Source organism: Parageobacillus sp. KH3-4, from assembly GCF_022846435.1.
Lineage (GTDB): Bacteria > Bacillota > Bacilli > Bacillales > Anoxybacillaceae > Parageobacillus > Parageobacillus thermoglucosidasius_A.
In genome coordinates, this window is sequence record NZ_AP025627.1 from 2,160,214 (window position 1) to 2,176,371 (window position 16,158).

The window sequence follows — 16,158 nt, forward strand, 5'->3', positions numbered from 1 at the left end:
AATTAGGACTATTTGATTTTTTATTATAATTACAATTATTTAAAAATTCAATAGTGTTTTTTTATACTTATTAGAAAAAAATTTTTCATAAAAGGAGAGATGATTGCGATGATTGTCATTCATGGCGGCACACTGTTAGTAGGAAACGGGCAAAAAATCGAAAATGCCTGCATTGTCGTAGAAAACGGGAAAATTAAAGAGGTCGGGCATCAAGTGCGAAAACGTCCCTTCTGTCATGGTGCTCATATCATTGATGCGACAGGAAAATTTATTACACCAGGCTTAATTGACGTTCATACCCATCTTGGCATCCATGAAGAAGGCATTGGAAAAGAAGGACATGACTTTAATGAAATTAGTTCTCCAGCTACTCCCCACGTGAGAGCGATCGATGGAATTAATCCAAAAGATAAAGGATTTGATGATGCGAGAAGAGCAGGAGTAACCACTGTGCAAGTGATGCCGGGAAGCGCTAACGTCATTGGCGGAGAAATGGTGGTTATCAAAACAGTGGGGCAAACCGTTGATGAAATGGTCGTGAGAAACCCTTCAGGAATGAAGGCGGCTTTTGGTGAAAATCCAAAACGGGTCTATGGAGACAAAGGAAAACTCCCAACAACAAGAATGGGAATTGCCGCTCTGTTTCGCGAACAGTTTATTCAAGCGCAAACGTATCTGCAAAAAGTAGAGAGCGGAAAAGAAGTCGATCGTGATTTAAAAATGGAAAATCTAGCAAAAGTATTAAAAAAAGAAATGCCGCTGCGCGTTCACGCACACCGTGCAGATGACATTATGACGGTGATTCGTTTGGCAAAAGAGTTTGGTTTTGCGTATACGATTGAGCATTGCACCGAAGGTCACCATGTCGCCCGTTACCTCGCAGAAAACGGAATACAGGTGTCCGTCGGTCCAACCATGTCTACCCGTTCAAAAGTTGAGCTTGCCGATAAAGGTTGGCATACACTGCTTGCTTTACGCGATGCCGGAGTGCCTTTTTCGATTACAACAGACCACCCTGTCGTCGGCATTGAACATTTAATGACAAGCGCGATTCTTGCGGTCAAACACGGATTAGAGGAATCCTTTGCCCTGCAGGCGATTACATTAAATGCCGCAAAACATTTAGGAATCGATGATCGCGTTGGTTCGGTGGAAGCCAGGAAAGACGCGGACATTGTTATTTGGAGCGGCGACCCATTCGATTTGCGGCAAAACGTAGAAGTGACGATGATTAACGGACGTATCGTATTTCAAAGAGACTAATCATGTTTATATGAAGTGAATAAGCTTACTCTACACGAACTTTCATAGATGAATAGAAACGGCCCTTGCTGAAGAACCTTTGCAAAAGATTCTTCGGCAAGGGCTTCTTAATTATCTCCCCTGAAACTTCGGCTTCCTTTTTTCTAAAAAAGCGCGCACTCCTTCGCGATGATCTTCCGTTTGCCGCATTTTTTGCTGTTCCTCTGTTTCGAACTGAAGCACTTTTAGCAATTCATCTTTTGTCAAATTGACGTACAGCTTCTTCGTCGCGATCATCGCCTGCAGCGGTTTTGCCTGCCATTCGGCGATTTTTTCCTCAGCTTTAGCTTCATCGTCAACAATTATGTCGACAATGCCGAGTTCATACGCTTCTTCGGCATTCATCAGTTTTCCTTCCCAAATGATATGCTTCGCCTTGACTTGCCCGACTCGCTTCGCCAAAAGAAAATGTCCGCCTCCGTCTGGAATCAGTCCGATGCCGATAAAGTTCATCGCCAGGCGCGCTTCTTTCGTTGCGATGATATAATCGCTCGCTAAAGCAAAGCTTAGCCCCAGCCCTGCCGCTGGCCCATGGACGACAGAAACGACGATTTTCGGCATGCTGTATAACATCATAATAACTTCTTGAATGTTGTTCATGATCTCAGGAAATCTTTCTGGTTCGTCTGCATTTAGCATCGTTTTAATATCGCCGCCAGCGGAAAATCCTCTTCCTTTTCCGCGAATAAGAACGATCAGCGCATCGCTTTGCTCAATTTGGCGCAACGCTTCGAGCAGCTCCTGTAACATTTGTTCATTCATCGCGTTTAACGAATCCGGACGGTTCAGCTCCAATACCGCCACATTTCCCGAAAATGAAAGAACGACTGTTTCCATGACTATCCCCCTGTTTGACCAATTTCCTATATTAAATTTCTCATTTGATCGCAAAACTCCTTTAATTTTTCAAGAAAAAACCGTATCACCCAAAAGGGGATACAGGTTCCCGTTAAAGCGCACCTTGTTCATCTTCCCACTCTTCCAATACGATGTTGCCATTTTGTATGTTGGAAGATGGCTGCAGATAAGAAAAGATAATCATAGAAACAATGCTGGCTGCAATCCCATACATAATCGGATTGGTAGAACTTAATCCTTCCACTGCCAAACCGACAAGCACGACCAGCGAACTAATAATAATCGAATAGAAACCAGCTTTCGCTGTCGCCTTTTTCCAGAAGAAACCGAGAACTACAGGAACAAAAATGGCGCCGGATAAAATCGCATAAGCCACATCCAATGCGACGAGCACATCTTGAATCCAAATGGCAAACGTAATCGCGGTAATTCCAATGGCTAAAGTGATCATTCGTGACAGAAAAACAAACTTTTGATCGCTAATGTCTTTTAGCCAATGCTGCTTCAAAATATCATGGGATAAAAGAGTAGAAGAAGCAAGCAACGTTCCAGAAGCAGTGGACATGAGCGCAGAACATACACTTGCCAAAATGAGCCCTACCAAACCGTGTGGCAAGATCGTCAGCGACATTTTTGCAAATACATTTTGCGGATCGTTAATGGTTGGGAAAACGATGACTGCACACATGCCAATAATGCTTAATGCTGATGCATAGGCAAAGCTGTATAGGCCAGCGTATACTGCACCGCTCCGGGCAATTTTTGTTGTGCGTGCCGTAAACACCCGCTGCCAAATATCCTGTGATACCACCATTCCTAAAGTATATAGCAAAAAGTATTGAAAAATGTTCGCCCATCCCATTGATGTCAGATCAAAATGCGTGGCAGGCAATTGTTCAGAGAGTGATTTCCATCCGCCAACATAGGATAAACTAAGCGGCAGCATAACGAAAAAAATGCCGACTGTCATGACGATAAACTGAATAATATCTGTCATGGTAACGCTCCACATTCCCCCGAGAATTGTATAAAACAGCACGATTCCCCCGCCGACTAACATCGAAACCGTCATATTCCAACCTAGCACAGCATGAATAATAGTGCCCATTCCTATGACTTGCGTAACGGAAACCATCATCGTGTAAATGGCTGCTACAAGCGCGCTAATCAAGCGTGTTTCTTTATTGTACCGGCGTCCAAGCAATTCACTAATCGTAGTAACATTTGCACCATAAATTTGATGAATAAAAAACAAACCGAGCACGGTAATTCCAAGACCAATCATGAATACAAACCATATGCCTGAAAGCCCGAATTGATACCCTAATTTAGCTGTTCCTATCGTCGAGGCGCCGCCAAGAATGACCGCAGACAGACAGCCAAGATAGATAAACAATCCGAGATTTCTGCCGGCAAGCGCATAGTCTTCTACTGTTTTCGCTTTTTTCGCTCCCAAAATCCCTACGATAACTAAAAGAAGAAAATAAAATAGAATAACCCCTGTATCAAGTATGCTCATGAAAATTCCCCCATCCCCTTATTTTTAACAAATGAACTGCTGTTATTTTCCAGCCATTTTCGTCATCATCGGATGTGCGCCAATTTCTATTTCGTATTCTGTCAGTGCCTGATCTAGCATGTTTAATCCTTCGTCAATCTGCTCTTTCGTCACGGTCAACGGCGGAATCATGCGAATGACCTCTCCTTTATTCCCACATAGATAGAAAAGAACTCCTTTTTGCAGGCAGCGGTTCAAAATCTCCATCACTCCCTCTCCATTCGGTTCGCCAGTATGCGGATGAACAATCTCGATACCGATCATAAGCCCGATCGAACGCACTTCTCCAATTACTGGATGCTTTGCTTTTAACACTTCCAGCTTCTCACGGGCGTATTTTCCAACTTTTTTGCAATTTTCCAGTAAATTTTCTTCTTTAAATACTTCTAATGTGGCAAGCGCTGCCGCACATGCGATGGGATTGCCGCCAAATGTCGTGCCATGGCTCCCTAGCGGCCATTGCTGCATCAACTCTTTTGAGGCAACCGTTGCGCTTAGCGGAAGGCCGGAAGCAATTCCTTTGGCGATCGCCATAATGTCTGGGGTGACGCCGAATGTTTGTGCCGCAAACCATTCACCAGTGCGGCCAAACCCCGTCTGCACCTCATCGAAAATGAGTAAAATTCCATAGCGGTCACAAATCTCTCTTATTTTGCGCAGCCAGCCTTTTGGCGGCACAATATACCCTCCTTCCCCAAGCACTGGTTCTAAAATCATGCATGCCACTTCTTCCGGAGTGACTTGGTGAGCAAACAAAGAAGCCGCGTCTTTTTCAAGCTGATTCGCAAAATACATATCCGGGTCTTCCCCATTCGGACAATCTTTTGGATTGGCATACGGAAGCTGATACGTCAATCCGTTTGGCTGCAAATATTTTCGGTATTTGCTTTTGGACGTCGTTACGCTAAGCGCCCCTAAAGAACGGCCATGAAAACATCCCGTAAACGAGACAACATACGGCCTTTTCGTCACATGTTTTGCCAGCTTAATAGCCCCTTCGATCGCCTCCGTTCCGCTGTTCGCAAAAAAGAAACAGTTCAGGCCTTCAGGCATAATATGCGTTAGTTCTTCAGCCAAACGAAGGATCGATTCATACATGATTACTCCGCTTGGCCCATGCATAAGGCGGTCCGCGGCATCTTTGATGGCTTGTACGACTTTCGGATGGCGATGCCCCGTATTGGCAACAGCAATACCGGAAGTAAAATCAAGATATTTTTTTCCATCCAGTCCGTAGTAGTAGCATCCTTCTTCCTTTACCACCGGCAAGTTCGGATGGTCTTTGGCCATCGTTGGCGCAAGTAAATCGGAAATTTTGTGATAGAGATGCATCCAGTTGTTCTCTGTCATGTGCGTTTCTCCCCTTTGGCAAATCAGTTTGTTCATAAAAAAATTATGCAAATATCATACCAATATTTATATAATTCAATATTTTTAAAATTTACACGCATCAGATATCCGATCATACCAATTTTTGCTGTTTCTAGCGTTGTTTTGCTTTCATAAGAACTTGCTTCTCTATAATTGTCTAAAATTTTAGAAAAAAATAGAGAATGAAGAATGGCTAATTCCTCGTTCCATCATTCCGCTTGTGCGTACTCCTCCGTCTTATTTTAAATTACCGGTGTAACTGTCTTTTTAATTCATTTTTGAATTAAAAAATTCATTTCTAAATTAATCATCGATTTCCATTTCTTTTTCTGCTTCATGCATGCAAGCATCTATTCAGTAAAAAAAGAAAAACCGTACCACCAAAAAGGTGATACGGCTCATGATTACCGATTGCGGTTGAAAATAACCAGTTTCAATTCCGTCATCTCTTCAATCGCATAGCGAAGCCCTTCGCGGCCGACTCCGCTCTCTTTCACGCCGCCGTATGGCATATGGTCAACGCGGAACGTCGGGATGTCGTTGATCAGCACGCCGCCGACATGCAGTTTTTCCGCTGCTTCCCAGGCGACATGTATATTATCTGTATATACGCCCGCTTGCAATCCGTACCGCGAATCATTGACGAGCTCGATCGCCTCTTCGATTGAGCGGACGCGGTTAATCAAGACAATTGGCGCAAACACTTCCTGGCATGATACTTTCATCGTCGGCTGTGCGTCTAAAATCACGGTTGGAAGCAGGATGTTTCCGTCCCGTTCACCGCCAAGCGCGACTTTGGCTCCGCCTTGTTTCGCTTCTTCGATCCAGGCGAGCGCCCGATCGACATCTTTTGGCGTGATTAACGCAGAAACATCCGTATTTGGATCCAATGGATCTCCTACTTTTAGTTGTTTCGCAGCGGCAATAAATTTTTCGACAAACTCGTCATACCGCTTTTCATGCACGTAAATGCGCTGGAGCGAAATGCACACTTGCCCTTGGAAGGAAAACGCGCCAAACACGCAGCGCGGAATAATGCGGTCGACGTCTACTTGTTCATCGACAATGACTGCAGAGTTGGAGCCAAGTTCGAGCGTCACCCGCTTTAAGCCCGCTTTGTTGCGGATGCCGATTCCAACTTCCGGGCTGCCGGTAAAGGTGATCATGCTGATGCGCGGATCGGTGACGATTTTATCGCCGACGGTTCTTCCGCTTCCCGTTACGACATTTAATGCTCCTTTTGGCAGCCCCGCATTTTCAAACAGCTCCGCGATAAAGTAGGCGGAAAGCGGCGTTTGGCTTGCCGGCTTTAACACGACCGTATTGCCCGAGGCAACCGCTGGACCGAGTTTATGCGCCACCAGGTTCATTGGGAAGTTAAACGGTGTAATTGCGCCGATGACGCCGATCGGCTCTCTTACAGTAAAGGCGACGCGATTTTCCCCGCCTGGCGCCGCATCAAGCGGAACCGTTTCTCCATGAATCCGTTTCGCTTCTTCGGCGGCAAATTTGTACGTTTGAATCGTCCGCGCCACTTCCCCTTTTGCCGTTGTAATCGGTTTGGCTGCTTCAAGCGCAATGATGCGCGCCGCTTCTTCTGCGCGTTCCTGCAGCTCTGCGACCACTTTTTCTAAAATCTCCGCCCGTTTGTACGCCGGCATGCTGGCCAATTCTTTTCTCGCTTCATACGCTGCGGCAATCGCCCGTTCGACTTCCTCTTCCGTCGCCATAGGAATCTCCGCTAACGCTTCGCCCGAATAAGGAGACGTTAACGTGGTATACGATTTCGCTTCCACCCATTCACCGTTAATATAGAGTTTCTTTTTGTCAAGCGTTGTTTTCATTGTTTCCCCCTCTTTCTTCATAACTTTTTTGCCTCAAAATATCATGCCAATTCACTGATAACTCCCTCCACCACATCCAACGCTTCCGCTAACTGCTCATCGGTAATCACAAGCGGTGTTAATAGGCGAATGACGTTGCTGTATATGCCGGCGCTCATGACAATGACACCGCGCTGATGGCATTCTTGCAAAATTGCCGCGGTCAATTCTTTATTCGGCGCCTTTGTCTCAGAATCCTTCACAAATTCAACTGCCACCATTGCTCCAAGTCCACGCACATCACCAACCGTTTCGTATTTTTCTTGGAGCTGTCTGAATCGGTTCATTACCGTTTGCCCGATGGCATTCGCACGCTCGACTAGCTGTTCTTGTCGCAGCATATCAATGACTTGCAATGCCGCGACACAACCAAGTGGGCTGCCTCCATACGTTCCCCCGATTTCCCCAGGGTTCGGCGCATCCATTACTTCTGCTCTTCCGGTAACCGCACTGATTGGTACACCTGCGCCAATGGATTTCGACATCGTTATTAAATCTGGCACCACAGCAAAATGTTCCATAGCAAACATCTTTCCAGTTCGTCCAAATCCTGTTTGGATTTCGTCTGCTATAAATAGAATACCATATTTTTCACAAATTTGTTTTACTCCTTGCACAAACGTTTTCGACGGCACAATAAAGCCGCCTTCCCCTTGTACTGGCTCCATAATAATCGCTGCTACTTCTTCTGCTGGGACTTCGGATACAAAGAAGTCTTCCAAACGTCTTAAAATCTCTGCATCTAGTTCTTCGTCTGTCATGCCAGATGGCTTGCGGTAATAATATGGATACGGCATTTTGTACGTATCTGGGGCAAATGGGCCAAATCCAAATTTATATGGTTTGACTTTGCTTGTGAGCGACATCGCAAGAAGTGTACGTCCGTGAAATCCTCTTTCAAAGGAGATAATCGCTTTCCTTCCTGTATATTTCCGGGCAATTTTAATAGCGTTTTCGACCGCTTCCGCTCCGCTATTTAAGAAAAAGGTTTTTTTATGATGAGTGCCTGGAGTAATTTCATTTAATTTTTCTGCTAATTGAATATACGGCTCATACATCATCACATGGAAGCAAGGATGAATATATTGGTCAACTTGAGCCTTAATCGCTTCCACCACTTTCGGCGGGCAGTGGCCGACATTGAGGCTTCCAATCGCCCCGGCAAGATCAATAAACGTGTTTCCGTCGACATCCGTTAAGAGCGCCCCTTCCCCTTTGGCCGCAAACGTAGATAATGTATTAAACGGTCCCCGAGGAACATTCTGTTCTTTTTTTCTGAGTAATTCTGTCGCTTTTGGTCCCGGGATCGTTGTTTTTAACTGTATAAATTTTTTTGCTTCCGTCTTCATCTATTTCTCCCTCCATCGCTTTGTATTCACTTGCTTATAGATGCAAAAAACATGCCAAAGGCGTTATGAGAAAGAAAAAGGGATTTTACGTTTTTTTGAATAATTAATAATGTAAGTTCTGATAAACAGCTGGGAGGGAGAGCATGCGAAGTGCAACGGATGTGTTGGAATTAGAGTTAGGTGCCATATTAAAATCTTCTAACGATAATATTGTCATTACAGACGGAAACGGAATGGTTCTCCGCGCCAGCCCCAACTGTCTTTCCATTTATGGAAAAGAAGTTTCTTATCTTATTGGAAAGTCCGTATATCAATTAGAAAAAGAAAATATATTTTCCCCTTCTGTGACAGCCAAAGTGCTAAAGGAGAAAAAAGAAGTTCAAATCATGCAGCGAACACCAACTGGCCGTGTCGTCATGGCAACTGGCGTACCTGTATTCGATAAACAAAACAACATTATCCGCGTGATTAGTTTTTCGCATGATTTAACAGAGTTGGAGCGTCTAAAAGAAGACTATGAAAAACTAAGAATGCAGATGGAACATTATCAAATCGAAATGGAAGAATTAAAACATGAAAACATTATAATCCAAAGCAAGGTCATGCAGCGTATTTGGAAGCTAGTGCATCGGGTTGCTAAATCAGACGCAACGGTTCTTTTTCTTGGCGAGTCCGGAGTCGGAAAAAATGTATTTGCCCGTGCCCTCCATCAAAACAGTCCGAGACGAAACCAGCCATTTATCGAAGTGAATTGCAGCGCGATTCCTGAATCGCTATTTGAATCGGAAATGTTTGGATATGAAAAAGGATCGTTTACCGGTGCACAAAAAACCGGGAAGCCAGGGCTGATCGAATTAGCCGATAAGGGGACTCTTTTTCTTGATGAAATTGGCGAACTCCCACTTTCGATGCAAGCGAAGCTGCTAAAAGTGTTACAAGAGAAAAAAGTAACACGCGTTGGGGGAATTAAAGAAAGAACGATTGACTTTCGCCTTATTGCCTCGACAAATCAGAACTTAGAGGAAATGATGAAGCAGGGGAAATTCCGGCAAGATTTATTTTATCGTTTGCATGTTATTCCGATTTACGTACCTGCTTTGCGTGAGAGAAAAGAAGACATTTTCATGTTAGCACAATATTTTTTAGAAAAATTCAACCAAAAATATCATATGGATAAATATTTTCATCCAGCCATTGTTGACCATCTCGTCGATTATGATTGGCCTGGCAATGTACGAGAATTAGAAAATATGATGGAAAGGTTAGTCATTACCTCCGAAACAAAAGCCATTTATCCTGAATATCTCCCTTTTTCTATCCAAAAGCACCCCCAATCTACACGATCTAATCAATGGTTAGAAAAAGAGAAAGAACCCGCTACACTTAAAGAAGCGATTGAACAGGTAGAACGGCAATGGCTCTTGCGCGCAGCAAAACAATGTAAAACAACTTATGAAATGGCAGATTATCTTGGAATTAGTCAGCCAACCGTGGTGAGAAAACTAAAAAAATACGGCATCAATTCAAAAGTGGATTAAAATCCATTTTTGAATTGATTTTTTATTTTTCATTCACTTTTGAATTCATTCATCGTATTTTTTGGCAAAAACCTCTATTCTTTTTTGGCACACTTTTTGCATTTTATAAACAGCAGAATATTTTTTAAGGAGGTTTTTACATGTATAAGCCAAAAGATTCATCCCAATCTCCCCGCTTTTGCGGAGTTCGAACATTTATGCGTTTAGAAAATATCAAAACAACAGACAACGTTGATTTTGTTATACTCGGTGTGCCATTTGATACTGCCGCTTCCAACCGAACCGGGCAGCGGTATGGCCCGCAACATATTCGAAATTTTTCCGTATTGCTTCGCCCTTACAATCCAGATATGGATATTAATATCTTTGAATATTGTTCTGGAGTAGATTATGGGGATATTGACGTCATTCCAGGAAACGCGCTGCGAACGTACGACAATATCGTAAAAGAGCTGCTGCCATTGCTGAAGAAAAACATCGTTCCGATTATTATGGGCGGCGATCATTCGATTACATTAGGAAACTTGCGGGCATTTTATGAACGCTTTGGTCCAGTGGCGCTTGTTCATTTTGACTCCCACGGAGATACTTGGGATCATTACTATGGTGAAAAATATATGCATGGCACGCCATTCCGCCGTGCTGTCGAAGAAGGATTGCTAGATGTTGATCATTCCATTCAAATCGGCATGCGCGGGCCGCTTTACAGCGCGGATGATATAGAAGATGCGCGGCGGCTTGGTTTTGAAGTGATTACCATGAAGGAAGTTCGGCAAATTGGATTTTCTGAAGTAATGAAACGCATTCACAAACGTGCAGGTGATAAACCTGTTTTCGTTTCCTATGATATCGACTTTGTTGATCCTGCGTTTGCTCCCGGCACCGGCACACCGGAAGTGGGAGGGCCAACCAGCTATGAAGCACTGGAATATGTAAGAGGACTCGATGGGCTAAACATTGTCGGATTTGACCTCGTTGAAGTATTGCCTTCTTACGATAGCGGAGAAATTACAGCAGTGCTAGCATCTGCCATTATATATGAGATGATCACGCTGGTTGCTTTAAAGAAAAGGCGATCGCTGCAAAAAAACTTATCTGCAACAACAACGCAATGAGAGCATCTCACTAAAAGGAGCGTCCTTTTATGTCCAATTACCATGTGTATATAAACGGTACATGGCATATAGGAAACGGAGAAAAAAGATCGATTATCAATCCTTCCAACGAAAAAGTCATCACAGAAATTAATGAAGCGTCCTTGCAACAAACATGGGAAGCGGTCGAAGCCGCCCGTCATGCTTTCCGATACACAAATTGGCCGGCGAATCCAAGTAATCGAATTTCCTTTCTTCGTCAATTAGCAGATCTGCTAGAGAAAAACACGGAAAAATTTGCTTATATAGAGACGATCAATACGGGAAAACCGATCCGTGAGTCACGTCTCGATGTGAGCGATTCTGTACAATGCCTTCGTTATTATGCCGACTTTCTCGAACAACGAACCATTACAGAAAAGAAAATGGCTGATGGAACAACAAGCAAAATCATCGAAGAACCAATCGGAGTTTGCGCACTCATTGTTCCTTGGAATTTCCCGCTTTTATTGGGGATATGGAAAATCGCACCTGCGCTCGCTGCAGGAAATACCATCGTTTTTAAACCATCAGAATTAACCCCATTATCTTTACTAGAACTAACCAAACTTATCGATTCCATCGGTCTTCCGCCGGGAGTGTTTAATCTTGTTCCAGGGGGCGGTTCTCCTGTTGGGGAAACATTGGTGACACATCCTCATGTAGAAAAAATATCCTTTACCGGCGGAACCAAAACAGGGCGATGGATTTACGAACAATGCGCTGGCAGCTTCAAACGGGTTTCCCTGGAACTCGGCGGAAAATCTCCGCTTCTCGTTTTCGAAGATGCTGATCTGGATAACGCTGTAGAGTGGGCGATGTTTGCTTCTTTTTTAAATCAAGGAGAAGTGTGTGTCGCCGCTTCGCGAATTCTTGTCCATGAACATCTTTATGATTCATTGATAGATAAACTGATAAAAAGACTAGATTCCCTTCGCATCGGAGATCCTTTAGACAAAAAAACGGAGATGGGGCCATTAATCAGTTCCTCTCATTTAGAAAAAGTAGAAACATATATCCAACTCGGATTGCAAGAAGGAGCTGTCCTGCTCCGAGGCGGCGAACGCATCAAAAAACAAGGATATTACCTCTCCCCCGCCGTTTTTGTCCATGTTCACCAAGACATGCGCATCGTGCAAGAAGAAATCTTTGGTCCTGTCATTACCGTACAACGCTTCAACAATGATAAAGAAGCAATCGAATTGGCAAATGATACAGTATATGGGCTGGCAGCTGGCATATTCACCCGCAATCTCGAACGGGCAGAACAAATCGCCAGAAAGCTGAGAGCAGGAACGATTTGGATTAACAGTTATCACACCCCTTATGTCGATGCGCCTTGGGGCGGCTTTAAACAAAGCGGAATCGGCAGGGAGCTTGGCCTACAAGGATTCACCGCTTTTACGGAAACAAAACACGTGAATATAAGCGAAAATGGAAAACCACTCGGGTGGTATCAATAACGTTTCGATTTCGTCCTTGCGGCGAAATCGATGTATATTTAAATTATTCTGAATATTATAAATTTTAAGTAAGGAGGAGCTGTTGATGGCAAAATGGACAGAACGTTTTGGGCATGATGATATTCGACCAACACCGATGAACGAACGGAGCATGAATTTTTTTAGCACCTTTACTCTTTGGATTGCTGCAAACGTCGTCATTACTACCGTGATGACAGGCATGATGTTCGTTCCCGATATTTCCTTTTCCAGTGCAATGCTTGCGATTATTGTCGGCTCCGCGATCGGCGCCGTTCCGCTCGCTCTTACCGGAAACATCGGCATTCGAACCGGGCTCCCCACCATGGTTATCACTAGAGCCGCTTTCGGACAAAAAGGAGCAATCCTTCCAGCCCTTGTCAATACGATTATTTTAATTGGCTGGAGCTGGATTCAAGCGTATATGGCTGGCCTTAGCCTTAATTATGCGGTTCATCACGCTACGGGATACAGCAATATTAATTTATTTGTGATTTTAACCGAACTGCTTGTCGTCATTATTACGATTTTCGGCCACCGCGGGGTAGAACGAATCGAAAAATATATATCGATCGCAATGTTGCTTTTATCCTTTCTCGTTTTTTATAAAATTTTTACGACGTATCACATCTCCACACTATTAGAAATGAAAGTAAGCAAACATCCATCGATCACAATGATCGTCGCTTTTGATATCGTCGTTGCGACAGCGTTTTCCTGGATGTCGACCGTTTGCGATTTTAACCGAAACTGCCAATCGGAAAAAAGCGGATTTTGGGGAACCTACTTTGGTTATCTCGTTGCTTCGATTGTAGCGATGGGGCTCGGTGCTGTCGTCAGTGGGTTTAGCATTGCTTCCAACATGGAACGAACATATGACCCTACTATTCTCCTTGCCGCTTACGGATTTGGCTTGATCGCATCCATTGTCGTCTTCTTTTCTGTACTATCTACCAACGTCATGGCATTATATAGTGCGACGATGTCCTTTATGAACGTCTTCCCGCGCGCAGGATTTTGGAAGCCGACATTGATCATGGGAATCATTTGTACCCTCGGCGCCTTGTTAAAAGAAACTCTCATGTCCCATTTCTTTAATTTTATTATGCTCATTGCCACACTGTTCATTCCTGTATTCGCCATTGTTCTCGTCGATTACTTTTTGATCAAAAGAGGAATATATGATGCGGAAGATATTCTTTTTGATACAAAAGGACGGTATCAGTACCAAAAAGGAGTTAATATGGCCGCATATGCGGCGTATATCATCGGTGCCGTTTTCGCCTATTGCTTTACGTACGTTCGTCCGCTTGCGATCGGTTCGACCATGTTAACGTTTTTCTTATCGGGAGCAGGCTATTGGGGATTGATGAAAATCACAAAACAAACATCGAGCAGAGCACATACCGTGGAACTCGAAGCCCCGACTAGCATGGAGGGATAATTTATGGCAATATCGTATGAAATAGCACTGGCACAAATGACGCCGGCAAATGGCCATATTTCTGGCAATCTCGCAAAAATGGAAGCCATCGCAAACGAATGCAAACAAAAATTTCCCGGTGTTCGCCTTCTCCTGTTCCCGGAACTTTGTACCGCTGGTTACGTTTTGTCCAAAACGCTTAAAGACGTTGCCCAAGCATGGGATGGCTTTATATTTCAGCGAATGAGCCGGCTTGCGCAAAAACTTCAATTATATATTGCTTACGGATACGTCGAAAAAGATGACAAGATAAATCTCTATAACTCTCTCATCCTGATTCATCCGAGCGGGCAATGTGTAGGGAATTATCGAAAAGTCCATTTAACCCCGTTAGAAAAAGCGTGGTTTACTCCCGGGTCCAAACCAGTACTAGTAGATACAGAACTCGGCTGCATCGGTTTGATGATTTGCTGGGACTTAGCTTTTCCAGAACTAGCAAGGCATCTGGCGGCTCGCGGAGCCGAGCTTCTTCTTGTTCCATGTGCATGGGAGTCCCCGTTTCACGAACCTTTTCAAAAATTTGCAATGGCACGCGCGATTGATAATACCGTCTATGTCGCCGCATGCAACCAAGTAGGCCGGTCTTTTCCTTTCCATTTCTTTGGTTTATCCTCTATTTATGGGCCAGATGGAAACGAAATCGCCACCGCCAACATGGATGATCAAGAAGAGATCATACGGGCAACCATAGACAAACACTGGCGCCGGGAATTAAAGCAAACCTTTTACACAATGATGAACGAGCGGCGAACAGATATTTTCCAAGGAGTGGAATAGACATGAATATCAAAAAAATCGTGGATCTATCGATGCCCATTACTGCACAAACCCCGGTTTACCCCGGAGATCCAAAACCGCATATCGAACCGGCGGCAACATTCGCACAAAACGGCTACCATGTCAGCCGCCTTGTTCTCGGTTCGCATACCGGCACACATGTGGACGCACCCTTTCATTTCCGCGAAGATGGCCTGCGAATCGATGAGGTTCCGTTGACGTATTTTCTCGGCAAAGGGATTGTCATCGATGTGACGGGAAAAAACGACGGCGAGGCGATTACATTAAGTGATGTCAAACATTACTTGCCGCAACTGGAACCGGGAATGATTGCCCTGTTTCACACTGGTTGGTCCCAATATGCGGGAACGGAGCGTTATTTTCGCCACCCGCACATTGCCATCGACGTCATCCGGGCAATGTTGGAACAAGGAATCCGCACATTTTTTATCGATGCGTTAAACATTGATCCGCCTGACGGCTCTTCCTTCCCGGCACACGAAGCGATTACCGCTGCAAATGGAGTGATCGGGGAAAATTTTACGAACTTCGATAAAATTGACTTTACTGACCCATATATTATTGCGCTCCCCCTTTATTTGCCGGGATGTGACGGCTCGCCGGTAAGAGCGGTGGCAGCGGAATTGGATTTATGATATTAAAGCCGCGAACGTTTTGTTCATTGGTTAAGAAAGTGGGCAAACCTCTCTTGTCTTTCATGATGAGAGGTTCATATTCAATTTGTTGAATGGTGCATCACCCTTACATTAATAAAGAAAAAACACGTTCTTCTTCATCACTAGCGCCGTCCTACACATTTTTGGTCGCACTAGACCTTTTTTATGAACAGACCAAGATCCCTTTATTCTTGTATGACAAATTTAAGTATAATTACCACAAGGAGTGCTAGAGACATGAACATTATCCCTACCCATCTTTTAGACCGCTCGACCGTGCAACAATTTTTTACCGCCCATTGGGGAAGCCCGCAAATGGTCGTTTCGACGGGAATGTATGATTGCAGCGAGCTGGACGGCTTTGCCGCGGTCCAAAGCAGCGGAGAAATAGTTGGTCTTATTACTTATATTATCAACGCGGAAGAATGCGAAATTGTTTCGCTAGACAGCGTGATCGAAAAACAAGGTGTCGGCAGCGCTCTTTTGCAACAAGTGGAAACATTTGCTGCGCAGCATGGATGTGTCATGATCCGCTTAATCACGACAAACGATAATTTGCACGCTCTGCGCTTTTATCAAAAACGGGGTTACCAGATTGTTAAAGTTTTCCCGAATGCTGTGGAAAAAGCAAGACAAATGAAACCAGGCATTCCGCTCGTCAGCTCAGACGGCATTCCGATTCGCGATGAGCTGTTGCTTGTTAAACAACTAATATGTAAATAACGGATGAAAGCAGCGACGCTCTAAA

At 44.2% G+C, this 16,158-nt stretch carries 13 protein-coding genes; 8 read left to right on the forward strand and 5 right to left on the reverse strand.

The genetic code is table 11. From position 1 onward, the window contains the following. Positions 1-108 precede the first annotated feature (108 nt). On the forward strand, positions 109-1,263 hold the full coding sequence (locus tag MWM02_RS11015) for an amidohydrolase (RefSeq protein WP_244403620.1): 1,155 nt from the start codon (positions 109-111) through the stop codon (positions 1,261-1,263). A 111-nt stretch (positions 1,264-1,374) separates the two neighbouring features. Here MWM02_RS11015 and MWM02_RS11020 read toward each other — a convergent pair whose 3' ends face one another. From MWM02_RS11020 to gabT, 5 genes are all read right to left on the reverse strand, one after another. After that, positions 1,375-2,139, reverse strand: a complete 765-nt coding sequence (locus MWM02_RS11020; RefSeq protein WP_064553103.1) for an enoyl-CoA hydratase — start codon at positions 2,137-2,139, stop codon at positions 1,375-1,377. Between the two features lie 112 nt (positions 2,140-2,251). Next, on the reverse strand, positions 2,252-3,679 hold the full coding sequence (locus tag MWM02_RS11025; RefSeq protein ID WP_244402011.1) for a sodium:solute symporter family protein: 1,428 nt from the start codon (positions 3,677-3,679) through the stop codon (positions 2,252-2,254). Between the two features lie 42 nt (positions 3,680-3,721). Further along, positions 3,722-5,068: an aspartate aminotransferase family protein gene (locus MWM02_RS11030; RefSeq protein ID WP_064553099.1), complete on the reverse strand. Its 1,347-nt coding sequence runs from the start codon at positions 5,066-5,068 to the stop codon at positions 3,722-3,724. A gap of 425 nt (positions 5,069-5,493) precedes the next feature. Continuing rightward, complete coding sequence (locus MWM02_RS11035) at positions 5,494-6,933, reverse strand: aldehyde dehydrogenase family protein (protein ID WP_064553097.1); 1,440 nt, start codon at positions 6,931-6,933, stop codon at positions 5,494-5,496. 41 nt (positions 6,934-6,974) lie between these two features. Beyond that, positions 6,975-8,321 carry a 4-aminobutyrate--2-oxoglutarate transaminase gene (gabT, locus tag MWM02_RS11040; RefSeq protein ID WP_244402012.1) on the reverse strand — a complete coding sequence of 449 codons (1,347 nt, stop codon included), beginning with the start codon at positions 8,319-8,321 and terminating at the stop codon, positions 6,975-6,977. Between the two features lie 143 nt (positions 8,322-8,464). On the opposite strand from gabT, the gene MWM02_RS11045 reads away from it, so the two are divergent. The 7 genes from MWM02_RS11045 (at position 8,465) to MWM02_RS11075 (ending at position 16,133) form a co-directional block, all read left to right on the forward strand. Beyond that, positions 8,465-9,859 (forward strand): sigma-54 interaction domain-containing protein, encoded by a 1,395-nt coding sequence (locus MWM02_RS11045; RefSeq protein ID WP_244402013.1) that lies wholly within the window; start codon positions 8,465-8,467, stop codon positions 9,857-9,859. Between the two features lie 140 nt (positions 9,860-9,999). Next, complete coding sequence (gene speB / locus MWM02_RS11050) at positions 10,000-10,974, forward strand: agmatinase (RefSeq protein ID WP_064553091.1); 975 nt, start codon at positions 10,000-10,002, stop codon at positions 10,972-10,974. Between the two features lie 29 nt (positions 10,975-11,003). Further along, positions 11,004-12,455 (forward strand): aldehyde dehydrogenase family protein, encoded by a 1,452-nt coding sequence (locus MWM02_RS11055; RefSeq protein WP_244402014.1) that lies wholly within the window; start codon positions 11,004-11,006, stop codon positions 12,453-12,455. Between the two features lie 85 nt (positions 12,456-12,540). Continuing rightward, positions 12,541-13,917, forward strand: a complete 1,377-nt coding sequence (locus MWM02_RS11060) for a purine-cytosine permease family protein (protein ID WP_244402015.1) — start codon at positions 12,541-12,543, stop codon at positions 13,915-13,917. Between the two features lie 3 nt (positions 13,918-13,920). Beyond that, the gene (locus MWM02_RS11065) at positions 13,921-14,733 is read left to right on the forward strand and encodes a carbon-nitrogen hydrolase family protein (RefSeq protein ID WP_244402016.1); all 813 of its coding nucleotides are present in this window, start codon (positions 13,921-13,923) and stop codon (positions 14,731-14,733) included. Between the two features lie 2 nt (positions 14,734-14,735). Then, positions 14,736-15,389, forward strand: a complete 654-nt coding sequence (locus MWM02_RS11070; protein ID WP_244402017.1) for a cyclase family protein — start codon at positions 14,736-14,738, stop codon at positions 15,387-15,389. A gap of 258 nt (positions 15,390-15,647) precedes the next feature. Then, a complete protein-coding gene (locus MWM02_RS11075) occupies positions 15,648-16,133 on the forward strand; it encodes a GNAT family N-acetyltransferase (protein ID WP_064553081.1) in 486 nt (161 codons plus the stop codon). Positions 16,134-16,158 lie beyond the last annotated feature (25 nt).